At 68.3% G+C, this 22,340-nt stretch carries 18 protein-coding genes and 1 tRNA gene; 2 read left to right on the top strand and 17 right to left on the bottom strand.

Going from position 1 to position 22,340, the window contains the following annotated elements; translation table 11 throughout:
- Positions 1-19: 19 nt before the first annotated feature.
- A complete protein-coding gene (locus tag ACXJKQ_RS21335) occupies positions 20-1,018 on the top strand; it encodes an L-threonylcarbamoyladenylate synthase (protein WP_457107696.1) in 999 nt (332 codons plus the stop codon).
- 134 nt (positions 1,019-1,152) lie between these two features.
- Here the strand turns inward: ACXJKQ_RS21335 and wrbA are convergent, their stop codons facing one another.
- Complete coding sequence (wrbA, locus tag ACXJKQ_RS21330) at positions 1,153-1,755, bottom strand: NAD(P)H:quinone oxidoreductase (RefSeq protein WP_457107695.1); 603 nt, start codon at positions 1,753-1,755, stop codon at positions 1,153-1,155.
- A gap of 131 nt (positions 1,756-1,886) precedes the next feature.
- Between wrbA and ACXJKQ_RS21325 the strand changes: the two genes are divergently transcribed.
- Positions 1,887-2,759 carry a LysR family transcriptional regulator gene (locus ACXJKQ_RS21325; RefSeq protein WP_457107694.1) on the top strand — a complete coding sequence of 291 codons (873 nt, stop codon included), beginning with the start codon at positions 1,887-1,889 and terminating at the stop codon, positions 2,757-2,759.
- A gap of 5 nt (positions 2,760-2,764) precedes the next feature.
- Here ACXJKQ_RS21325 and greA read toward each other — a convergent pair whose 3' ends face one another.
- The 16 genes from greA to ACXJKQ_RS21245 all read right to left on the bottom strand — a co-directional run.
- Entirely contained in the window at positions 2,765-3,238 is a 474-nt protein-coding gene (gene greA / locus ACXJKQ_RS21320; protein ID WP_457107693.1) for a transcription elongation factor GreA, read from the bottom strand.
- 184 nt (positions 3,239-3,422) lie between these two features.
- Entirely contained in the window at positions 3,423-4,409 is a 987-nt protein-coding gene (gene acuI, locus ACXJKQ_RS21315; RefSeq protein ID WP_457107692.1) for an acrylyl-CoA reductase (NADPH), read from the bottom strand.
- 66 nt (positions 4,410-4,475) lie between these two features.
- Positions 4,476-5,072 (bottom strand): hypothetical protein, encoded by a 597-nt coding sequence (locus ACXJKQ_RS21310; RefSeq protein WP_457107691.1) that lies wholly within the window; start codon positions 5,070-5,072, stop codon positions 4,476-4,478.
- Positions 5,073-5,284: 212 nt separating this feature from the next.
- On the bottom strand, positions 5,285-6,382 hold the full coding sequence (locus tag ACXJKQ_RS21305; protein ID WP_457107714.1) for a cell wall hydrolase: 1,098 nt from the start codon (positions 6,380-6,382) through the stop codon (positions 5,285-5,287).
- A 411-nt stretch (positions 6,383-6,793) separates the two neighbouring features.
- On the bottom strand, positions 6,794-11,002 hold the full coding sequence (rpoC, locus tag ACXJKQ_RS21300; protein ID WP_457107690.1) for a DNA-directed RNA polymerase subunit beta': 4,209 nt from the start codon (positions 11,000-11,002) through the stop codon (positions 6,794-6,796).
- Positions 11,003-11,176: 174 nt separating this feature from the next.
- Positions 11,177-15,301, bottom strand: a complete 4,125-nt coding sequence (gene rpoB, locus ACXJKQ_RS21295) for a DNA-directed RNA polymerase subunit beta (protein ID WP_457107689.1) — start codon at positions 15,299-15,301, stop codon at positions 11,177-11,179.
- 249 nt (positions 15,302-15,550) lie between these two features.
- Complete coding sequence (gene rplL / locus ACXJKQ_RS21290; protein WP_007566046.1) at positions 15,551-15,928, bottom strand: 50S ribosomal protein L7/L12; 378 nt, start codon at positions 15,926-15,928, stop codon at positions 15,551-15,553.
- A gap of 49 nt (positions 15,929-15,977) precedes the next feature.
- Complete coding sequence (gene rplJ, locus ACXJKQ_RS21285; protein ID WP_050735285.1) at positions 15,978-16,496, bottom strand: 50S ribosomal protein L10; 519 nt, start codon at positions 16,494-16,496, stop codon at positions 15,978-15,980.
- A 535-nt stretch (positions 16,497-17,031) separates the two neighbouring features.
- Complete coding sequence (locus tag ACXJKQ_RS21280; protein ID WP_457107688.1) at positions 17,032-18,675, bottom strand: B12-binding domain-containing radical SAM protein; 1,644 nt, start codon at positions 18,673-18,675, stop codon at positions 17,032-17,034.
- A 238-nt stretch (positions 18,676-18,913) separates the two neighbouring features.
- Positions 18,914-19,207, bottom strand: coding sequence for a GIY-YIG nuclease family protein (locus ACXJKQ_RS21275; protein ID WP_457107687.1), 294 nt, complete (start codon positions 19,205-19,207; stop codon positions 18,914-18,916).
- Positions 19,208-19,283: 76 nt separating this feature from the next.
- Entirely contained in the window at positions 19,284-19,982 is a 699-nt protein-coding gene (rplA, locus tag ACXJKQ_RS21270) for a 50S ribosomal protein L1 (protein ID WP_192711268.1), read from the bottom strand.
- An 11-nt stretch (positions 19,983-19,993) separates the two neighbouring features.
- The gene (gene rplK, locus ACXJKQ_RS21265) at positions 19,994-20,443 is read right to left on the bottom strand and encodes a 50S ribosomal protein L11 (protein WP_043348285.1); all 450 of its coding nucleotides are present in this window, start codon (positions 20,441-20,443) and stop codon (positions 19,994-19,996) included.
- Positions 20,444-20,660: 217 nt separating this feature from the next.
- Positions 20,661-21,194, bottom strand: coding sequence for a transcription termination/antitermination protein NusG (nusG, locus tag ACXJKQ_RS21260; RefSeq protein WP_012320778.1), 534 nt, complete (start codon positions 21,192-21,194; stop codon positions 20,661-20,663).
- A gap of 73 nt (positions 21,195-21,267) precedes the next feature.
- On the bottom strand, positions 21,268-21,564 hold the full coding sequence (gene secE / locus ACXJKQ_RS21255) for a preprotein translocase subunit SecE (RefSeq protein ID WP_457107686.1): 297 nt from the start codon (positions 21,562-21,564) through the stop codon (positions 21,268-21,270).
- 182 nt (positions 21,565-21,746) lie between these two features.
- Positions 21,747-21,823 (bottom strand) — tRNA-Trp (locus ACXJKQ_RS21250).
- A 269-nt stretch (positions 21,824-22,092) separates the two neighbouring features.
- Positions 22,093-22,340, bottom strand: a 248-nt coding sequence (locus ACXJKQ_RS21245) for an EF-Tu C-terminal domain-related protein (RefSeq protein ID WP_457107264.1), incomplete at its 5' end; no start/stop codon positions are given.

Raw genomic sequence — 22,340 nt, 5'->3', positions numbered from 1 at the left:
CTCGGAGACGGCTTCCCGCATGAATGATCCCGGGTCAACGGCCCCGGCGGCGACCCGGCGGCTCCACCCCGACGCGGCCGGGATCGCGGAGGCCGCCGCGCTCCTGCGGACGGGACGGCTCGTGGCATTCCCCACCGAGACGGTCTACGGGCTCGGGGCGGATGCCACCGACGCCGCCGCGGTGGCGGGCATCTTCGCCGCCAAGGGGCGGCCGCGCTTCAACCCGCTGATCTCGCATCTGGCGGATGCGGAGGCGGCCCTGGCGGAGGGGGTCTTCGACGCGCAGGCGCGGCGCCTCGCGGAGGCCTTCTGGCCCGGCCCCCTGACCCTGGTCGTTCCGGCGCATCCGGGCACGCGGGTCTGCGACCTCGCCCGCGCCGGCCTGCCGAGCCTCGCCCTGCGGGTACCGGCGCATCCGCTCGCGCAGGCCCTTCTCGCGGAGGCCGGCCGGCCGGTGGCGGCGCCCTCGGCCAACCGCTCGGGGCGGGTCAGCCCGACCCGGGCCACCCACGTCCTCGACGATCTTGCAGGCCGGATCGCCGCGGTGCTCGACGGCGGCGACACGCCGGTGGGCGTCGAGTCGACGGTGGTGGCCTGCCTCGGCGGCACGCCGCGGGTGCTGCGGCCCGGCGGCATCACGCGGGCGGCGCTGCGGGCGGTGCTCGGCCAGGACCCCGCGGCTCCGGACGCGGCGGAGGCCGACCAGCCGGCGAGCCCCGGCATGCTCGCCTCGCATTACGCGCCGCGGGCGCGGGTGCGCCTGGACGCGGTGCGGATCGAGCCCGGCGAGGCGGTGCTGCTGTTCGGGGCCGGGCGTCCGGCCGGTCACGAAACCGCGCGGGCCAGTCTCAACCTGAGTCCGGCGGGCGATCCCGCGGAGGCGGCGGCCCGGCTGTTCGGTGCCCTGCGCGATCTCGACGCGTCGGGGGCCGAGACCATCGCGGTCGCGCCGATCCCCGAGGCAGGCCTTGGCGAGGCGATCCGCGACCGCCTCGTCCGGGCCGCCGCGCCCCGCTGACGGCGCAGAATTTTTCGCCGGCAGCGGAACAGACTTCGCGCTGGTCCGTTTATTGATCACGAAGGCCTTCTCAGCCCCCAAATGGCCTTTTCCCTTCCAGGCTCGGAGCAATCCGAGCCTTTTTTCTTGGCTCCTCAGTCCCGCGCCAGCTTGGCGGCGATTCCCGCCACGTGACGGCCCTGGAAGCGGGCGCCCTCCAGCTCGATGGCGCTGGGCTGACGGGACCCGTCGCCGTCCGCGATCGTGCTGGCGCCGTAGGGCGTGTTGCCCTTGACCGCCTCGACACCCGCCTGACCCTGGAAGCTGTAGGGCAGGCCGACCACCACCATGCCGTGGTGGAACAGCACCGTGTGGAAGCTCGTCAGCGTCGTCTCCTGGCCGCCGTGCTGCGAGGCCGTGGAGGTGAAGACCGAGCCGACCTTGCCGACCAGCGCGCCCTTCATCCAGAGGCCGCCGGTCTGATCGATGAACTGCTTCATCTGCGAGGCCATGTTGCCGTAGCGGGTCGGCGTTCCGAAGATGATGGCGTCGTACTGCGCCAGCTCGTCGACGGTGGCGATCGGCGCCGCCTGATCGAGCTTGAAGTGGCTCTGGCGGGCCACCTCCTCCGGCACCAGCTCCGGCACGCGCTTCACGGCGACCTCGGCCCCCGTCTCGCGGGCGCCCTCGGCGACGGCATACGCCATCTGCTCCACGTGTCCGTAGGTCGAGTAGTACAGCACCAGAACCTTGGCCATGGGGTGGTTTCTCCTGCGTGTCGGACGGCCGGTTCATCGGCCGGCGGAAAGCTCCTCCATCGCGCATCCGGCGTCTTGCAAGAATGCCCCGCCGTGCAAGAGTGCTCTTGCACAGATGCAAGGATCCAGGCGTGGCACTCGACTGGGACGCGTTCCGCTTCGTGAAGGCCGTGGCCGAACGCGGCGGCCTGACCGCGGCCGCGAAGGACCTGGGGATCAACCACTCGACGGCGTTCCGGCGCCTCGCCGCCTTGGAGGCGACGCTCGACACGCGCCTGTTCGAGCGGCTGCGCACGGGCTACGTGCCGACGGCCGCCGGACAGGCGATGATCGCGGCGGCCGGGCGGATCGAGGCGGACGTGACGCGCTTCGCCCGCGTGGTGGCCGGTCAGGGCGAGAACCCGTCCGGCGAATTGCGGGTGACCGCGCCGGCGGGCTTCGCCGCAGAGCTGCTGATGCCGATGCTCGCGAGCTTCACGGAGCGGTACCCTGACATTCGGATCGAGCTCATCCTCGCCGAGGCGACGCTCAACCTCTCACGCCGGGATGCCGACGTGGCGATCCGGATCAGCCGGGAGCCGAGCGAGACGCTGGTCGGGCGGCGTCTCGCCCTCACGGCGTGGGGGATCTATGGCCGCGCGGATCGCACCTATGGCGACCTCGCCCGGGAGGCCTGGATCAGTCCAGGCCCCCTGGTGGCGGGGGGCTCGTTCACGCGGTTCGTGGAGGCGCGGGTGACGCCCGACCGCGTCCGCCTGCGGATCAACGCGGTGCTGGGACTGGAGGCGGCGGTCGAGGCCGGTCTCGGCATCGGGCCGCTTCCCTGCTTCACAGCCGACACCAACCCGGCGCTGCGCCGCCTGTCCGGACCGCATCCGGAGCTGGGGGCGGACCTCTGGATCCTGACGCATCCCGACCTGCGTCACGCGGCACGGGTCCGGGCTTTCATGGAGCATGTCGCAGAGGCGCTCGTGCCCCTGAGGCCGCGCTTCGAGGGCCGCTGACCGCCTCAGCGGATCTCGACCACCTCGACGTCGTGACCGTTCACCTCGACCACGTCGCCCACGGTCTTGCCGGTGATCGCCCGGGCCAGGGGGGCTACGTAGGAGATCGAGCCCTTGTGCGGGTCCGCCTCGTCCTCGCCGACGATCCGGAACGTCTGCCGGGTCTCCTTCCCGGACTCGTCCTCGCGGACCACCGTGACGGTGGCGCCGAACTGAACGGTGTCACCGCTCTTGGGCTCCACCAGCTGCGCGGTGTTCTTCCGGGCGGCCCAGTAGCGCAGGTCGCGTCCGATACGGGAATCCTCCGCCTTGTCGGCGGGATCCAGGGAGGCGACCTCCTTCTCCAGACGCGCGACCTCGGCCTCGATCTGCGCGAGGCCCTCCGGCGTGACGAAGTTGGTGTGGGGTGAGATCGGCCGATCCGGCAGGTTCTCGAATGCTTCCCCGCCTTCGGGCTCTTTGACGAATGCAACGCTCATAAAGGCATCTACAGCGAAAGCACGGCAATGGTTCCCGCGCGGTCGAGAAAGAGGCCCGGCCCGTGGCCCCGACCCGCGGTCCTGGCCCCAAAACCCCGTCGCCCATCCCATCGGACACCGGATCGAGCCCTCGCCGGGCGCGGGACGCGACCGCGCAGGCCCGGACGACGCCCTGAAAGCCGCCCTACCCGACCTCCACCACGGTCCGCCCCCGGACCTTGCCGGCCAGGATGTCGTCGCCCATCCGGCCGACCTCCTCCAGGCGGACCTTGCGCGTCATGGCGGCGAGCTTGTCGAGATCGAGGTCCCGGGCGAGGCGCGCCCAGGCCTCGCGGCGCTTCTTCTGCGGGGTGGTGACGCTGTTGATGCCGAGCAGCGAGACGCCGCGGAGGATGAAAGGCGCCACCGAGGTCGGAAGGTCCATGCCCTGCGCCAGTCCGCAGGCGGCGACGGCGCCGTCGGCCTTGGTCATGGCCAGCACGTTGGCGAGCGTCGTGGAGCCGACCGCGTCGACCCCCGCGGCCCAGCGCTCCTTGCCGAGCGGCTTGCCGGGTTTCGACAATTCGGCCCGGTCGAGGATCTCGGCGGCGCCGAGGCCCTTCAGGTAGTCGGATTCGCCGTCCCGGCCCGTGGAGGCGATCACGTGCCAGCCCGCCCGCGCGAGGAGCGCCACGGCGACCGAGCCGACGCCGCCCGAGGCGCCGGTGACGATGACCGGGCCGTGCTCCGGCTTCACGCCGTGGGCCTCGAGAGCCATGCAGCACAGCATCGCCGTGTACCCGGCGGTGCCCACCGCCATGGCCTGCTCGGCCGTCAATCCCTGCGGCAAGGGCACCAGCCAGTCGCCCTTCACCCGGGCGCGCTGGGCGTAGGCGCCGAGATGCGTCTCGCCGACACCCCAGCCCGTGAGCACGACCGTGTCGCCCGGCTTGTATTCGGGATGGTCCGACGTCTCCACGATCCCCGAGAAATCGATGCCGGGGATCATGGGAAAGCGCCGCACCACCGGCGAGGCGCCGGTGAGCGCGAGGCCGTCCTTGTAGTTCAGGGTCGAGTGCGTCACCCGCACGGTGACGTCGCCGTCCATCAGGTCGGCGTCGTCGAAATCCCGGAAGGCCAGGCTCTGGCCGCCCTCGGTCTTCTCGACCACCCAGGCCTTGAACGTTCCCATCGTCACCTCCCGTGTTGTGCGGTGAGGTGTCGCCGGGACGTCCGGAATCAAGCCTCCGGGATCGGATCAGTAACCCTCGTACCGGCTGCCCGTGTAGAAGCCGAGACCGACGCCGACATCCGAGGAACTGGCCCCGGTGATGCCGACCGCGTCCGGGATCGAGCCGACCAGCGGGCCGCCATAGGCGGCGGACCGGTAGCCGTAGCCGCCCCCATAGCCGCCGCCGACCGGCACCCAGCCGGCACGGGCGGGCGCCACGAGGACCCGCCGGCTGACGCTGGCGTATTCCGGGGGGATCGTCTCGGGGATCGACTGCGCCGGACGGACCAGCACGGTCCGGGTGCGCACGGCGAAGCGCGGCGGCGTGGTGACCCAGCATCCGATCAGTTCGCCGCCGGGACCGCGGCTCGTCTGCCAGAACCGCCCGCCCGGCGAGACCATCACGCGCTCCGACACCGTGTCGTAGACCGGCGGCGCGGTGCGGTAGACCGTCCGGGGCGGGCGCACCAGCACGTTCTCCTGCACGGTGTCGTAGACCGGCGGCGTGACGACGTGGCGGTAGCATTCGGAGCCGTAGCAGCCGCCGGCCTGGGCGGGTGCCGCGAGGAGAACGCCGCCGAGGGTGGCGGCAAGGAGAGCGGTGCGAGCGGCCGGCGCGGTCATGGACATCCTCTGATACGCATTACTACGAGAAGCGGCGCGCAGGCGGCGCTCGTCTCGACGTACCAGAGGCCAGACTCGTTGCCTGGCGCGCAAGCATTATCAGAATCGAAGGTAAAATTAACCCTTGGTTTCGACTGCTTAGTCGTCGCCTACCTAGGTAGAATTGTTTAGATCTTCGACAGGCACTCTTATGAAGCCCGATCCGTCCCGGGTCAGGTCTGCCCGGCGCGGAGCTGGTAGAAGATGTGGCGGCCGATCACGTCCATCTTGCGCAGGCGGCGCGCCCAGCCCGGACGGACGTAGTCGGCGTGGTAGTGGGTCGCGGCGCCGACCTCGGCGAGGTAGGTCCGGCCCTCGATCACCGAGCGGGCGATGCGGGTCGCCGATTCCCAGGCGCCGGCATCGGTGATGCGCAGGGACTTGCCCTCGCAGGCGAAGGAGAACTGGCAGCCCATGTAATGGTGCCGGTTCTGGTAGACGACGCCGCAGACGCTCGCCGGGTAGAGACCGCTCTTCACGCGGTTGAGCACCACCTGGGCGACGGCGGCCTGGCCCGCCTCGGGCTCGCTCCGGGCCTCGAAATAGACCGCCTCGGAGAGGCAGCGCTGCTCCTTGTCGAGGGCGTTCGGGTCGATCAGGTCGGCGTAGCGCCGGCGCGCATCCTCGGGCACCGGCTGGGCGCTGTCCGGGCGCTCGGTGCGGATCGCGAAATCGGGCAGCGCGAGGCTCGCGGCGGCGATCTCGACGGGGATCGCGTCCGCGGGCGCCGGCGTCGTGGAGGACAGGGCGATGGCGCGGGGCACCGGCGGGGTCGAGCCGTCGAAGCGCTCGGGACCGCCATCCTCGGTGAGGTCGGCCGTACCCTCCCCCGTGGAGGCGGCGGTGCCGGCGCCGGTGGTGAGGCCGAGATCAGGCACGGGGACGAAGGCGGCCTCCGGCTCGGAATCCGGATCCCAGACCGCGGCTCCCTGCGTCAGCACGCCGGTGACGCTGCCGGTGACGTCGCCGAACACCAGGGCGCCCCCGGGCTCCCGCAGGTTGGCAGCCCGGCGGGCGAAGCTCTCGGCCGGGGGCCGTGCCGGGTTGCCCTTGCCCCCCCGCTGGACCACCGGGAAGACGTGCGCGCCGGTCTTGAACACCGCCTGGGGCGGCTCGCCGCCGAGGCGGCGCAGGGCGGATCCGATCAGCAGGGTGCCGGGCGGCAGGGGCGGAACGGTCTCGGCATCGATCACCCCGAGCCGGCTCGCACCGATGGCGTTCTCCGTGCCGGCATCGGCCGTGAACGACACCAGCAGGCCGAACCCGACCATCCAGGGCGTTAGGGCCGCCGAGAGCCAGCGCAGGCTCGATTCCCGTCCTCGTCTCGTGCCCACGACGCCAGACCCGCACTCACGCACCCGAACCGGCCCGATCCTCCCCGTTTCCAGGGTGTTTCTGCGGCCGCCCGGGATTTATCGCGCGGCATGGTTGAGCCGCCGTTAAGGCCGGGTGGTTGCGCGTGTCTCGATACGGTCTCGGGTTGAACGCTGCGGCTGACGCCTCCCGCTCCGTCATCACGAGCGGAGCGAAGTGAACCAGGGCAGCGGGACGTCAGCAAGCATGGCGCCGCCCTGGGTTGCTTCGCTGCGCTCGCAAAGACGGCCGCGTTGACAGGGGCACGCCACAACAGAAAAGGGCGGCCCGGAGGCCGCCCTCTCCCATCACGAACCTGCCGCTAGCCCTTATTCGGCGGCAGGCGGAAGCTCCTCGACCGGCATCGCGCCGCTCTCGGTCTGCTTCTGCTGCAGGATCATCGCGTCGCGGCGGCGAGCGATGGAGCGGATATCCGCCACCATCGAGCCGGTGCCGGCCGGGATCAGCGACCCGACGATCACGTTCTCCTTCAGGCCTTCCAGGGTGTCGACCTTGCCGTTGACCGCCGCCTCGGTGAGGACGCGGGTGGTCTCCTGGAACGAGGCCGCCGAGATGAACGACTTCGTCTGCAGCGACGCCTTGGTGATGCCGAGCAGGACCGGAACGCCCTGGATGGGCTTCTTGCCCTCGGCGAGCAACTTCTCATTGAAGTCGGTCAGCTCGGTCCGGTCGATCTGGTCACCCGAGAGGATGTCCGAGTCGCCGCCATCGGTCACCTCGACCTTCTGCAGCATCTGACGGACGATCACCTCGATGTGCTTGTCGTTGATCGACACGCCCTGCAGCCGGTAGACCTCCTGGATCTCGTTGACGAGGTAGGCCGCGAGTTCCTCCACGCCCTTGATCGCCAGGATATCGTGCGGAGCGGGGTTTCCGTCGACGATGTAATCGCCGAGCTCGACCACGTCCCCGTCCTGCAGGTGGATGTGCTTGCCCTTCGGGATCAGGTACTCGACCGCCTCCGAACCGTCATGCGGCGTCAGCGTGAGCCGGCGCTTGTTCTTGTAGTCGCGGCCGAACGCGATGGTGCCCGACTTCTCGGCGATGATCGCCGCGTCCTTCGGGCGCCGGGCCTCGAACAGTTCCGCCACCCGCGGCAGACCGCCGGTGATGTCGCGGGTCTTGGCCGAGTCGGTCGAGACGCGGGCCAGGATGTCGCCGGCATTGACCTTCGCGCCCGGATCGAAGCCGATGATGGCATCGACCGGCAGGAAGTAGCGGGCGTCCGAGCCGCGCGGCAGCTTGAGCGCCTTGCCCTCCCGATCGACCACGACCATCGCGGGCTTCAGGTCCGACGTCCGGGCCGAGCCGCGCCAGTCGACGACGACGCGCTTGGCGATGCCGGTCGACTCGTCGGTGGTCTCGGTCATCGACTGGCCATCGACCAGATCCTCGTAGGCCACGATGCCGTCGACCTCGGTGAGGATCGGACGGGTGTAGGGATCCCACTCGGCGATCCGCTGCCCGCGCTTGATCTTGTCACCCTCATCGACCCGGAGCTTGGCGCCGTATTGCAGGCGGTGGACCGCCCGCTCGACCCCGTCCGACCCGACGACCACCACCGCCACGTTGCGGCCGGTCGCGATCAGGTCCCCGTCCGAGTTCTTGGCGATGGCCCGGTTGCGGATCTTGATCGTGCCCTCGAAGCTCGACTCGATGAACGACGAGTCGGCGATCTGGGCCGCACCGCCGATGTGGAAGGTGCGCATCGTGAGCTGCGTGCCCGGCTCGCCGATCGACTGCGCCGCGATGACGCCGACGGCCTCGCCCATGTTGACGGGCGTGCCGCGGGCGAGGTCGCGCCCGTAGCAGGTGGCGCAGACGCCGCTCTTGGTGGCGCAGACCAGCACCGAGCGGATCTTCACCTCCTGGATGCCGGCGGCGTTGATCGCCGGCAGGTGCCGCTCCTCGATGGTCTCGCCGGTCTTGACGATCACCGTACCATCGGCCGCCACGAGATCCTCGGCCGTGGCGCGGCCCAGGATGCGGGTGGCCAGCGTCGCCACGACCTGGCCGGCATCCACGATGGCGCGCATCTTGATGCCGTTGGTCGTGCCGCAATCCACCTCGCGGATCACGGCGTCCTGGGCCACGTCGACGAGGCGGCGGGTCAGGTAACCGGAGTTGGCGGTCTTCAGGGCGGTGTCGGCCAGGCCCTTACGGGCACCGTGCGTGGAGTTGAAGTACTCCAGAACGTCCAGGCCTTCCTTGAAGTTCGAGATGATCGGGGTCTCGATGATCTCGCCCGACGGCTTGGCCATGAGGCCGCGCATCGCCGCGAGCTGCTTCATCTGGGCGGGCGAGCCACGGGCGCCGGAGTGGCTCATCATGTAGATCGAGTTGATCTGCTTGTCGGCGCCGTTCTCGTCCTTCTGGACCGCGGAGATGCGGCCCATCATCTCGGCGGCCAGCTTGTCCGAGCACTTGGCCCAGGCATCGACCACCTTGTTGTACTTCTCGCCCTGGGTGATCAGGCCGTCGTTGTACTGCTGCTCGTAGTCCTTCACGAGCGCGCGGGTGGTGTCGACGATCGACCACTTGTTGTCCGGCACGACCATGTCGTCCTTGCCGAACGAGATGCCGGCCTTGAACGCGTGGTTGAAGCCGAGCGCCATGATCCGATCACAGAAGATCACCGACTCCTTCTGACCGCAGTGGCGGTAGACGGTGTCGATCATCGCCGAGATCTCCTTCTTGGTCATCAGCTTGTTGACGACTTCGAAGGGCACCTTGGCGTGCTTCGGCAGGGCGCCGGACAGGATCACCCGCCCCGGCGTGGTCTCGTAGGTCTTGGTCAGGGGCTGATTGTCCGGACCGATGCCGGTCCAGCGCCACTTGATCTTGGTGTGCAGCGACACGGCCTTGGCGGCGAGGGCGTGCTCCAGCTCGCCCATATCGCCGTAGACGCCCTGCATCGGGTTCTTGGCGTTGTCCGCCTTGAACTCGCCCGGCATGCCCTCGGCCACGATCGACAGGTAGTAGAGGCCGAGCACGATGTCCTGGCTGGGCACGATGATCGGCTGGCCGTTGGYCGGATGCAGGATGTTGTTGGTCGACATCATCAGGACGCGCGCTTCCAGCTGCGCCTCGAGCGACAGCGGGACGTGCACGGCCATCTGGTCGCCGTCGAAGTCAGCGTTGAACGCGGCGCAGACCAGCGGGTGCAGCTGGATCGCCTTGCCCTCGATCAGCTTCGGCTCGAAGGCCTGGATGCCGAGGCGGTGGAGCGTCGGCGCGCGGTTCAGCATCACCGGGTGCTCGCGGATCACCTCATCGAGGATGTCCCAGACCTCCGGCTTCTCCTTCTCGACGAGCTTCTTGGCCTGCTTGACGGTAGCCGAGAAGCCCTTGGCGTCGAGGCGCGCGTAGATGAACGGCTTGAACAGCTCCAGCGCCATCTTCTTGGGCAGGCCGCACTGGTGCAGCTTCAGCTCCGGACCGACCACGATCACCGAGCGGCCCGAGTAGTCGACGCGCTTGCCGAGCAGGTTCTGGCGGAACCGGCCCTGCTTGCCCTTCAGCATGTCGGCGAGCGACTTCAGCGGGCGCTTGTTTGCACCCGTGATGACGCGGCCGCGGCGGCCGTTGTCGAACAGCGCGTCGACCGCCTCCTGCAGCATCCGCTTCTCGTTGCGGATGATGATGTCGGGGGCGCGCAGCTCGATCAGCCGCTTCAGGCGATTGTTGCGGTTGATGACGCGGCGATACAGGTCGTTCAGGTCGGAGGTCGCGAAGCGGCCGCCATCCAGGGGGACCAGCGGGCGCAGGTCCGGCGGGATCACCGGCACGACCGTGAGGATCATCCATTCCGGCTTGTTGCCGGACATCTGGAAGGCCTCGATGATCTTGAGCCGCTTCAGGAGCTTCTTGGGCTTCAGCTCCGATGTCGTGACCGCGATCTCCTCGCGCAGATCGTTGGCGATCTTGTCGAGGTCGAGCTCCTGCAGGATGCGCCGGATGGCCTCGGCGCCGATCATGGCGGTGAAGCTATCCTCGCCGTACTCCTCTTGGGCGCGCAGGTACTCCTCCTCCGACAGGAGCTGACGCTCCTTCAGGGGGGTGAGGCCCGGCTCGATGACGCAGTACGACTCGAAGTACAGGATCCGCTCGAGGTCCTTGAGCGCCATGTCGAGCAGCAGGCCGATGCGGCTCGGCAGTGACTTCAGGAACCAGATGTGCGCGACGGGGGCGGCCAGCTCGATGTGGCCCATGCGGTCGCGCCGGACGCGCGCGAGGGTGACCTCGACGCCGCACTTCTCGCAGATGACGCCCTTGTACTTCATGCGCTTGTACTTGCCGCACAAGCACTCGTAGTCCTTGATCGGTCCGAAGATCCGCGCGCAGAACAGGCCGTCGCGCTCGGGCTTGAAGGTCCGGTAGTTGATGGTCTCGGGCTTCTTGATCTCGCCGTACGACCAGGAGAGGATCTTCTCCGGGGACGAGATCGAGATCTTGATCTGATCGAAGCTGACCGGCGTGGCCTGCTGGTTGAAAAGGTTCATGACCTCTTGGTTCATGATCCGCTCCTTGTTGACGCCGGCAACCCTGCGCCCGGGCCACCGCGTCCTGAAAAAGATCCGGCGCCGCGCCCCGCGCGGGCGCTGCTCACCGTCGTCGTAGCCGGGAGGCCCCTCCCCTCCCCGCTCGACCGTGGCGGCCCGAAGCCGCCACGGGAGGTGTGGTTCTCAGATCTACTCGGCCGCGTCGGCCGGCGGCTCGAGCTGGTCGTTGGCCGCCTTCTTGGAGGAGGTGAGCTCGACGTTGAGGCCGAGCGAGCGCATCTCCTTGACGAGCACGTTGAACGACTCGGGGATACCGGCCTCGAAGGTGTCGTCGCCGCGGACGATCGCCTCGTAGACCTTGGTGCGGCCGGCCACGTCGTCCGACTTCACCGTGAGCATCTCCTGCAGCGTGTAGGCCGCGCCGTAGGCCTCCAGCGCCCAGACCTCCATCTCGCCGAAGCGCTGACCGCCGAACTGCGCCTTGCCGCCCAGCGGCTGCTGGGTGACGAGCGAGTACGGGCCGATCGACCGGGCGTGGATCTTGTCGTCCACGAGGTGGTGGAGCTTCAGCATGTAGATGTAGCCCATCGTCACCTTGCGGTCGAAGGGCTCGCCGGTGCGCCCGTCGTAGAGCGTCGACTGCGCCGAGCGGTCGAGCCCGGCCATCTCCAGCATCTGCTCGATGTCGGCCTCCTTGGCGCCGTTGAACACCGGGGTGGCCATCGGCACGCCGCGGCGGACGTTGTTGCCGGCCTCGGCCAGCTCCTCGTCCGTCAGGCCGTCGAGCTCGCCCGGGGAGTAGATCGCCGTCATCTCCTCCCGCAGCGGCGCGATATCGTGCGACTTCAGATAGGCATCCACCGCCTTCGACACCTTGCGACCCAGGCCCGCAGCCGCCCAGCCGAGGTGCGTCTCCAGGATCTGACCGACGTTCATGCGCGAGGGCACGCCCAGTGGGTTGAGCACGATGTCGGCATGCGTCCCGTCCTCCAGGAACGGCATGTCCTCGATCGGCACAATCCGCGACACGACGCCCTTGTTGCCGTGACGGCCGGCCATCTTGTCGCCAGGCTGGATCTTGCGCTTCACCGCCACGAAGACCTTGACCATCTTCATGACGCCGGGGGGCAGCTCGTCGCCGCGCTGCAGCTTCTCGACCTTGTCGAGGAAGCGCTGCTCCAGGCGCTTCTTCGACTCGTCGTACTGCTTCTGCATCGCCTCCATCTCGGTCATGAGACGGTCCTCGATGACGGCGAACTGCCACCATTGCGAGCGCGGGTAGTCGTTGATCAGCTCGCGGGTGAGCGTGGTGTCCTTCCGGAAGCCCTTCGGGCCGGCCACCGGCGCCTGGCCGATCAGCACGTCCGCCAGACGGGCGTAGGTGTTGCGGTCGAGGATCGCCTGCTCGTCGTCGCGGTCCTTGGCGAGCCGCTCGATCTCCTCGCGCTCGATCGCCTGGGCGCGCTCGTCCTTGTCGACGCCGTGGCGATTGAACACCCGGACCTCGACGATCGTGCCGGTGACGCCCGGCGGCACCCGCAGCGAGGTGTCGCGCACGTCCGAGGCCTTCTCGCCGAAGATGGCGCGGAGCAGCTTCTCCTCCGGCGTCATCGGGCTCTCGCCCTTCGGGGTGATCTTGCCGACGAGGATGTCGCCGGCATTCACCTCGGCACCGATGTAGACGATGCCGGCCTCGTCGAGGTTCTTGAGCGCTTCTTCCGAGACGTTCGGGATGTCGCGGGTGATCTCTTCCGGCCCGAGCTTGGTGTCGCGGGCCATCACCTCGAACTCCTCGATGTGGATCGAGGTGAACACGTCATCCTTCACGATCCGCTCGGAGAGCAGGATCGAGTCCTCGAAGTTGTAGCCGTTCCACGGCATGAACGCGACGAGCACGTTCCGGCCGAGCGCCAGCTCACCGAACTCTGTCGAGGGACCGTCGGCGATGATCTCGCCCTTCTTCACGAACTCGCCGACGCGGACCAGCGGCTTCTGCGTGATGCAGGTCGACTGGTTGGAGCGCTGGAACTTCTGAAGACGGTAGATGTCGACGCCCGGCTTAGTCGCATCCGCCTCTTCCGTGGCGCGGATGACGATACGGGTCGCGTCGACCTGATCGATGATGCCGGCCCGGCGGGCCGCGATGGCGGCGCCGGAATCGCGGGCGACCACAGCCTCCATGCCGGTGCCCACGAACGGGGCGTCGGCGCGGACAAGCGGCACCGCCTGGCGCTGCATGTTCGAGCCCATGAGCGCGCGGTTGGCGTCGTCGTTCTCGAGGAAGGGGATCAAAGCCGCGGCGACCGAGACGAGCTGCTTCGGCGACACGTCCATGAGGTCGACGCGCTCAGGACCCACGACGATCACTTCGCCCGCGCGACGGCAGACCACGAGGTCCTCCGTGAGCTTGCGGTTCTCGTCCATCTGGGCGTTGGCCTGGGCGACGTAGTACTTCGCCTCCTCCATGGCCGAGAGGTAGGCGACCTCGTCGGTGACCACGCCGTCGCGCACGCGGCGGAACGGGGTCTCGATGAAGCCGTACTTGTTGACCCGCGCGAAGGTGGCGAGGGAGTTGATCAGGCCGATGTTCGGGCCTTCCGGCGTCTCGATCGGGCAGATGCGGCCGTAATGCGTCGGGTGCACGTCGCGCACCTCGAAGCCGGCGCGCTCGCGGGTCAGACCGCCCGGGCCGAGGGCCGAGAGGCGGCGCTTGTGCGTCACCTCGGAGAGCGGGTTGGTCTGGTCCATGAACTGCGACAGCTGCGACGAGCCGAAGAACTCGCGCACGGCGGCGGCCGCGGGCTTCGCGTTGATCAGGTCCTGCGGCATCACCGTGTCGATATCGACCTGGCTCATGCGCTCGCGGATGGCACGCTCCATGCGCAGGAGGCCCAGACGGTACTGGTTCTCCATGAGCTCGCCCACCGAGCGGACGCGGCGGTTGCCGAGGTGGTCGATGTCGTCGACCTCGCCCTTGCCGTCGCGCAGCTCCACGAGCGCCTTGACCACCGCCAGCATGTCCTCCTTGCGCAGCGTGCGCACGGTGTCGGCGGCGTCGAGGTCGAGGCGCATGTTCATCTTCACGCGGCCGACCGCCGAGAGGTCGTAGCGCTCGGAATCGAAGAACAGCGAGTGGAACATCGCCTCGGCGGTGTCGAGGGTCGGCGGCTCGCCCGGGCGCATGACCCGGTAGATGTCGAACAGCGCACCCTCGCGGCCGGAATTCTTGTCCACCGCCAGGGTGTTGCGGATGTAGGGACCGACATTGACGTGGTCGATGTCGAGTACCGGCAGCTCGGTGATGCCGACATCCTCCAGGCTCTTCAGGAGCTTGTCAGTGATCTCCTCACCGGCCTCGGCCCAGATCTCGCCGGTGTGGGCGTTGACCAGATCCTCGGCGATGTACTGGCCGACGAGATCCTCGTCGGTCGCCTTGAGGAACTTGGTCCCCTTCTCGGTGATCTGGCGGGCGTTGCGGGCGTTGAGCTTCTTGCCGGCCTCGAGCACGACCTCGCCGGAATCGGCGTCGATCAGGTCGACCGTGGCCTTCATGCCCTTCATGCGCTCGGCATCGAACGGCACGCGCCAGTCGGCGCCGTCCCGGTCGTAGGCGACGCGGTTGTAGAAGGTCGACAGGATCTCCTCGCCGTCGAGGCCCAGCGCGTAGAGCAGCGACGTCGCCGGCAGCTTGCGCTTCCGGTCGATGCGGACGTGCACGATGTCCTTGGCGTCGAACTCGACGTCGAGCCAGGAGCCCCGGTACGGGATGATGCGGGCGGCGAACAGGAGCTTGCCCGACGAGTGGGTCTTGCCCTTGTCGTGGTCGAAGAACACGCCCGGCGAGCGGTGCATCTGCGAGACGATGACGCGCTCGGTGCCGTTGACGATGAAGGTGCCGTTCTCCGTCATCAGGGGCATGTCGCCCATGTAGACGTCCTGCTCCTTGATGTCCTTGACCGACTTGGCCTGGGTGTCGGGATCGACATCGAACACGATGAGGCGGAGCGTGACCTTCAGCGGCGCCGCGAAGGTGATGCCGCGCTGGCGGCACTCGTCCACGTCGTACTTGGGCGCCTCGAAGGTGTAGCGCACGAATTCCAGGAGGGCCGTGGAGGCGAAGTCGGAGATCGGGAAGACCGACTTGAACACGCTCTGCAGCCCCTCGTCGCCGCGCCCGCCTTCGGGCTCGTCGACCATCAGGAACTGGTCGTAGGACGCCTTCTGAACCTCGATGAGGTTCGGCATCTCGGCAACTTCCTTGATCTTGCCGAAGAACTTCCGAATGCGCTTGCGACCGACCAGCGTGTTGGCCATGTGACCTCGCTCCTACCCGCGTGCCTCGCGCCCGGGGAAGCGCTCCCGTGAAGGGGCCTCCCGCGCCGGGCCGTGACGCGCGCCCCGCCGAGCCGCGCCACCGAACCGAATCTCTCTCAATCGGCCCCGCCCGGGACCGTCCGCCGAAGCGGCCTAAAGCCCGCGGGCGCAGCACCCGCGGGCTCCAGTCACGACAGGCCCGAGACGGGCCTGCGTGGGGTGATGGGCCGGGGCCGGCCCATCGTCGACTTACTTGAGCTCGACCTTGGCGCCGGCCTTCTCGAGCTGGGCCTTGAGCTTCTCGGCCTCGTCCTTGGCGACGCCTTCCTTGACCGGCTTCGGCGCGCCCTCGACGAGGTCCTTGGCTTCCTTGAGGCCGAGGCCGGTGATCGCGCGGACCTCCTTGATGACCTCGATCTTCTTGTCGCCGGCGGCGGCGAGGACGACCGTGAACTCGGTCTGCTCCTCGACGGCGGCCGCGGCGCCACCGGCAGCCGGACCGGCGGCGACGGCGACGGCAGCGGCGGCCGAGACGCCCCACTTCTCTTCGAGCATCTTGGCCAGGTCAGCGGCCTCGAGCACGGTCAGCGAGGACAAGTCGTCGACGAGCTTGGCAAGATCAGCCATTTTGAATTCCTCTCAGATATCGGTTCGAACGGGTGGTTTTTGAAGGGCCTCAGGCGGCCTCGTCCTTGGTGGCATAGGCCCCGAACACGCGGGCGAGCTTCGCCGCCGGCGCATTGACGACCTGAGCGATCTTCGTCGCGGGCGCCTGCACGAGGCCCACGATCTTGGCGCGCAGTTCGTCGAGGGACGGGAGCGAGGCGAGGGCCTTCACGCCGTCCGGGTTCAGGGTTGTCGTGCCCATCGCGCCGCCGAGAATCACGAGCTTGTCGTTCGTCTTGGCGAAATCCACCGCGACCTTGGCGGCTGCGACCGGATCGCCCGAATAGGCGAGCAGGGTCGGGCCCTTCAGGAGCGGCTTGATGGAGGCGACGTCCGTACCATCGAGTGCGATGCCGGCGAGGCTGTTCTTGGCGACCTTCACGGTGGCGCCGGCCTGCTTCATCTGCGAGCGCAGCTTCTGCATGTCGGCGACCGTGAGGCCCTTGTAGTGGGCCACGACGACGACGGCGCTCTGATTGAACACGCCGTTGAGCGTCGAGACGAGGTCAGCTTTAGCTGTCCGGTCCACTGGGCTCTCTCCGGTTGGCGGGACCCGGAATCGGGCCCGCCGGTTGCACATGCCGCCCGGACGTGGTCTCGGCCTTCGAAAGACCGGGAACGTCCGAACGACGCTTCGCGGCCCTGTCCCCGCACGTACCCTTGAGGGGCCGCTTCGGGTGAGTTGGTTCAAACCGATACCCCTCCGCGGCCTGGGCCGTGGCGAGGCGTTTCGAATTCGGTCTTCCCCGTCTGTGCAGGCTGGTGGATTAAGCCGGCGAACCGGCACCTGCAGTCTCGGACAGGACATGGCCGGACGAGGCTCCGCGGGGCGTGGTGCCCTCTGGATCCTGCCGGCCAGTGCCACCCGGTTGCCCGGGCGACATTTCGAGCGGAAACCGGCCAATCGGCCGTTTCCTTCCGTAAGGATGAAATGCGTGAGGCGCGGTGTATAGAGCCTAGCAAGCCGCCTGCCAAGGGCCGAAGCGCGACTTTTCCGCCGCAGGCAAGGGCTAGCGGAGGAGCCTTGCCGCGATTGCATCGCTCGGCGGGTCGTCGGATCCAGGCTACGCCGCCTCGCGCTCGGGGACCAGCTTGCGCCGGGCCGCCTCCCACCAGCTCCGGTCGCGGGCCGCCTTCGCCTCCGCGGCCTTGGCGGCATAGAAAGAGGCGTTGTGCTCGCCGCGCAGGGCCTCGCGGGTGAAGCGGATCAGGTGGTGGGCCACGAAGCCCATGTTGAACACCGCCTCGATCTGCCCCCGCTTCAGCGCGTAGCCGGCCGCGCTCCAGAACGGCTTGCGGTAGTCGGAGAAGATTCCGACCCGGGTGATGATATTGAAGCCGAGGATCAACCCGCGCCGCAAGTTGGTGAAGGTCAGCTTGCCGGCGGGCGGCGTGGTGATCCGGTTCGGATAGGTCACCGCGCACTGGTGCTTGAAGCGCTCGAAGATCTTGTCCGGCTCGTAGGCATGCGCGATCGCCCGGCGCCAGCTCTTCACCACCGAATCGTGCGGGCGCTTGAACAGGACGTTCGACTCCAGGCTGGCATCGTGGAGGAGCCGGCCCTCACGCTCCAGCCGGTCCCAGAGCGGGGTCTTGGGCAGGGCCTGGAGCAGGTTGATGGTCAGCACCGGGATCGCCGACCGGTCGATGAAGTCGATCAGGTTCTGCTCGGACTTGTCGGTGTCGGAGTCGAGGCCCAGGATGATGCCCGAGGTCACCTCGAGCCCGTAGGAGTTGAGGGTCTCGATCGCCTCGTACATCGGCACGGCCGCGTTGTGGGTCTTGTCGATGCCCTTGAGGGCTTCTGCCTCCGGCGTCTCGATGCCGACGAACACCGTCATGAAGTTCGCCTGCCGCATCAGCTCGAGGATCTCGGGCTGCTTGGCCATGTTCAGCGTCGCCTCGCAGGCGAACTGGAGCGGGTAGTTGTTCTTCTTCTGCCAGGCCACGAGGTGCGGCAGCATCTCGCGGGTCGCCTTGCGGTTGGCGATGAAGTTGTCGTCGACGAAGTAGACCACCGCCGGGTGGCCCGGCTGGCTGATGATGGCGTCGAGTTCGGCGCACATCTGCTCGGGGCTCTTCAGCCGCGGCTGGCGGCCATAGAGCTGCGGGATGTCGCAGAATTCGCACCGATAGGGGCAGCCCGAGGAGAATTGCAGGGAGCCGATCAGGTAGCGCTTGAGCGGCGCCGCCTCGTAGGCCGGGGCCGGGAAATCCGCCAGCGCGAGGCGGTCCTTCGTCTCCAGCAGCACCTGGGCGGGCGGCGGGGTCAGGTCGGCGTCGAGGCGCGCGACGAGCTGGTCGGTGGCATCGCCGATCTCGCCGACATGGAGGTAGTCGAAATCGCCGTACTTCTCCGGGGCGCCGGAGACCGAGGGGCCGCCCAGCACCGTCACCTTGCCGGCCGCGCGGGCGCGGTCGCGGATGTCGTGGATCTGCGGTTCCTGGATGTGCATCCCGGAGACGAACACCGCATCGGCCCAGGCGAAGTCGGCCGGGCTCGCACGGCGGATATTCTCATCGATGAACCGGCATTCCCACGCATCCGGCATATAGGCCGCGATCAGCAGCAGCCCCTGGGGCGGCATGAACGCCTTCACCCCGCCCATCAGCGGGTAGGCGTGGGAGAACGTCCCGAAGGACGGCGTGTAGGCGGGGAAGACGCACAGGATGCGTCGCTTGGAGGTGACCGTCAGGGTGCATCGCATGGTGGCCTATCTAGCACAGCCGCGCGCGTTGGCGCCCCCCTCTGGGGTTGAGAAAGGCGTGAGGAAGAGTGGTGCTGCTTGGCGGCGATTCTTGTGCTGGGTCCCGGGTCGCATTCCGCTGGCGCTGCATGCGCCCGGGAAAGGGTAGACGTTTCATCCTGCACCACCCCTTTCCCGGACAGGTGGAGCGAAGCGGAACCTGATCCGGGACCCAGCACACGACGCGCCGCGCAGTGGCTCATCGGCTCAGATCATCATACAGATCCCGCCACACCGGATTGAATTCCTCGATCAGCGCGAGCTTCCAAGCCCGTCGCCACCGCTTGATCGCATATTCCCGCACCCGCGCATCGATGATCCGCGGGTAAGCCTCATACCAGACCAGCATGGTCACACCGTAATCCCGGGTGAAGCCCGGCATGACGCCCGTGCGGTGTTCCCAAACGCGCCGCGCGAGATCCGTGGTCGAGCCCGTGTACAGCGTCCCATTTCGCCGACTCGCGAGCATGTAGACGTGGGAAATTCGCTCCATCGCCGCCCCGCCACGGAAAAAAAACGCCCGGCCGTTTCCGGCCGGGCGCTCCGCAGCGTGGACTATGAGCCTTGCCTCAGGCGGTCAGGACCGTGTTCGGCTCGACCTTCACGCCCGGGCCCATCGTCGAGGTGACGGCGATGCGCTGGACGTAGGTGCCCTTGGCGCCCGCGGGCTTCGCCTTGGCGACGGCGTCCGCGAAGGCCTTGATGTTCTCGACGAGCTTGTCGGCGTCGAACGAGACCTTGCCGACGCCGGCATGGACGATACCGGCCTTCTCGACGCGAAACTCCACCGAGCCGCCCTTGGCGCCGGCGACGGCGCCCTTCACGTCCATGGTGACGGTGCCGACCTTCGGGTTCGGCATCAGGCCGCGCGGACCCAGCACCTTACCGAGACGGCCGACCAGCGGCATCATGTCGGGGGTCGCGATGCAGCGATCGAAGTCGATCTTGCCGCTCTGCACGATCTCCAGGAGATCCTCGGCGCCGACGATGTCGGCACCCGCGGCCTTGGCGTCGTCCGCCTTGGCGCCGCGGGCGAAGACCGCGACCCGGACCGTCCGGCCGGAGCCGTTCGGCAGATTGCAGACGCCGCGGACCATCTGGTCGGCGTGACGGGGGTCGACGCCGAGATTCATCGAGACCTCGACGGTCTCGTCGAACTTCGCGGTCGCCCGCTCCTTCACCAGCTTGATCGCCTCGTCGAGGGGATAGAGCTTGGTGACCTCGATGCCCTCGCGGGCGGCGCGGATGCGCTTGCCTTCCTTAGCCATGATGTCCTCCCTCAGGCCGTGACTTCGAGGCCCATGGCCCGGGCAGAGCCGCGGATCATGGCGACGGCCGACTCGATCGAGTCGCAGTTGAGGTCGGGCATCTTCTTCTCGGCGATCTCGCGGAGCTGCGCCTCGGAGATCTTGCCGACGGTCGGACCCTTGCCCGGGGTCTTGGAGCCGGAGGCCGGCTTCTTGCCGAGCTTCAGGCCGACGGCCTTCTTCAGGAAGAAGGTGACCGGGGGCTGCTTCATCTCGAAGGTGAAGGAGCGATCCTGATACGCGGTGATGATCACCGGGATCGGGGTGCCCTTCTCCATCTGCGCGGTCTTCGCGTTGAAGGCCTTGCAGAATTCCATGATGTTAAGGCCGCGCTGACCGAGCGCGGGACCGATCGGCGGCGACGGGTTCGCCGCGCCGGCCGGGACCTGAAGCTTCACGTAGCCCGTGATCTTCTTCGCCATGGGACTGCTCCCAATGAGGATCCGCCCCCACGCGGCCTGAAGCGCGGCGGGTCGGACGGTTGCAGGTCGCGGTGCGAGCCGTGGATCCCGGAGGCGAGGCCGGGCGGATCTCCCGCGGATGATGCCGCCTCCTTAAGAGGAGACGGCAAACGCGCGGCCGCCGCTCAGCGACGGCCGGAAGGACGGGGCGGCTTCAGCACCGCCAAATTCAAGAGGCTCAGGCCTTCTCGACCTGGGCGTATTCCAGCTCCACCGGAGTCGCGCGGCCGAAGATCGACACGGCCACCTTGAGGCGGGAGCGAGCATCGTCGATCTCCTCGACGGTGCCGTTGAAGCTAGCGAACGGGCCGTCGGCGACCCGGACGGTCTCGCCGATCTCGAAGGAGATCGAGGGCTTGGGCCGGTCGACACCCTCGGCCACCTGGCCCTTGATGCGCTCGGCCTCGGCATCGGGGATCGGCACCGGCTTCGACTTGTCGGCGCCGAGGAAGCCCGTGACCTTCGGGGTGTTCTTGATGAGGTGGTAGACCTCGTCGGTGAGGTCGCACTTCACCAGGACGTAGCCGGGGAAGAACTTGCGCTCGGCATCGACCTTCCGGCCACGGCGCACCTCCACGACCTTCTCGGTCGGGACCATCACCTCGTCGAACAGCTCGGTCAGCCCGCGCTGGGCCGCCTGATCCTTGATGGACTGGGCGACCTTGTTCTCGAAGTTCGAGTAGGCGTGGACGATGTACCAGCGCTTCGACACGGTTCCGTTCAACTCCGAAAAGTCCGCGGGGGGCTCCCCCATCGGCGGCGAGCCGCCCTCACACACCCAGAATTCAGACGCCCAGGATCAGGCCGACCAGGAAGCGCAGGGCCTGGTCCACCACCGTGAAGAACAGGCTCGCGGCGACGACCATCACGAAGACCATGATCGTGGTGATGGTGGTCTCCCGGCGGCTCGGCCACGTGACCTTGCGGGCCTCGTCGCGGACCTGCGCGAAGAACTCGCCCGGCGTGGCGCGCTTCTGCGGCGCCCGGGACGGCGTCGCCGGACGGGCCGGCGGCGGATTCACGGGACCGCGGGCTGCGCCGCGCACCAGGTCCACCTTCTTGGTCGCTTCGTTCGATGCCATGGCGCCAGTGTCTGTGCGTGTTCGGCCCCGAGGCAGAGACCGCATCCGGGAATGCGAATGTCGGCGCCGAGGACCCGGATGGGCCCGCACCGACGGTCGCTTCAGATCTCGGATTGCGCCCGCTCTAGCGCAACTCCCCCGGCTTGTCGACCGGGCCGGCGCTCGGGATCGGGCTGAATGTCTGGCAGGAGTGGAGGGACTCGAACCCGCAACCTCCGGTTTTGGAGACCGGCGCTCTGACCAGTTGAGCTACACTCCTAGCGCACCGCCCAATGCCCCATCGCGGCCCGGCTTGCAAGGGGGCGCGTGACCGATTCGAGGCGGCCGGCGCCGGATCGAATTCCGAGGAGCTTCAGGCGCGAGGAAACAGGGGCGGCGAGGCGGATCCGGTTTGGCATCGAGCCCGGCAGGCGCCGCGCAGCGACTCCGGGTGGAAATCGTCGCCGACACGACAACGCCGGCCCCCGTCGAGACGGAGACCGGCGCCGAAGAGGCGGAGCGGCAGGGCGCGCCGCTCCGGACCGGATCTCAATCGTTGATGGCGGCGACGACGCCGGCACCGACGGTGCGGCCGCCCTCGCGGATGGCGAAGCGCAGCTTCTCCTCCATGGCCACCGGCACGATCAGCGCCACGTCCATGGTCACGTTGTCGCCTGGCATCACCATCTCGGTGCCCTCCGGCAGCGTGCAGATCCCGGTCACGTCCGTCGTGCGGAAGTAGAACTGCGGCCGGTAGTTCGTGAAGAACGGCGTGTGACGGCCACCCTCCTCCTTGG

This window comes from Methylobacterium sp. P5_C11 (assembly GCF_054049775.1).
This window is presented reverse-complemented; position numbering and strand designations above follow the sequence as displayed.

Excerpts from the sequence above, each read along its gene's own strand:
- ACXJKQ_RS21335 (WP_457107696.1), top strand. The coding sequence starts at position 20 with ATGAATGATCCCGGGTCAACGGCCCCGGCGGCGACCCGGCGGCTCCAC.
- wrbA (WP_457107695.1), bottom strand. The coding sequence starts at position 1,755 with ATGGCCAAGGTTCTGGTGCTGTACTACTCGACCTACGGACACGTGGAG.
- greA (WP_457107693.1), bottom strand. The coding sequence starts at position 3,238 with ATGAGCGTTGCATTCGTCAAAGAGCCCGAAGGCGGGGAAGCATTCGAG.
- acuI (WP_457107692.1), bottom strand. The coding sequence starts at position 4,409 with ATGGGAACGTTCAAGGCCTGGGTGGTCGAGAAGACCGAGGGCGGCCAG.
- ACXJKQ_RS21310 (WP_457107691.1), bottom strand. The coding sequence starts at position 5,072 with ATGACCGCGCCGGCCGCTCGCACCGCTCTCCTTGCCGCCACCCTCGGC.
- ACXJKQ_RS21305 (WP_457107714.1), bottom strand. The coding sequence starts at position 6,382 with ATGGTCGGGTTCGGCCTGCTGGTGTCGTTCACGGCCGATGCCGGCACG.
- rpoB (WP_457107689.1), bottom strand. The coding sequence starts at position 15,301 with ATGGCCAACACGCTGGTCGGTCGCAAGCGCATTCGGAAGTTCTTCGGC.
- rplL (WP_007566046.1), bottom strand. The coding sequence starts at position 15,928 with ATGGCTGATCTTGCCAAGCTCGTCGACGACTTGTCCTCGCTGACCGTG.
- ACXJKQ_RS21280 (WP_457107688.1), bottom strand. The coding sequence starts at position 18,675 with ATGCGATGCACCCTGACGGTCACCTCCAAGCGACGCATCCTGTGCGTC.
- ACXJKQ_RS21275 (WP_457107687.1), bottom strand. The coding sequence starts at position 19,207 with ATGGAGCGAATTTCCCACGTCTACATGCTCGCGAGTCGGCGAAATGGG.
- rplA (WP_192711268.1), bottom strand. The coding sequence starts at position 19,982 with ATGGCTAAGGAAGGCAAGCGCATCCGCGCCGCCCGCGAGGGCATCGAG.
- rplK (WP_043348285.1), bottom strand. The coding sequence starts at position 20,443 with ATGGCGAAGAAGATCACGGGCTACGTGAAGCTTCAGGTCCCGGCCGGC.
- secE (WP_457107686.1), bottom strand. The coding sequence starts at position 21,564 with ATGGCATCGAACGAAGCGACCAAGAAGGTGGACCTGGTGCGCGGCGCA.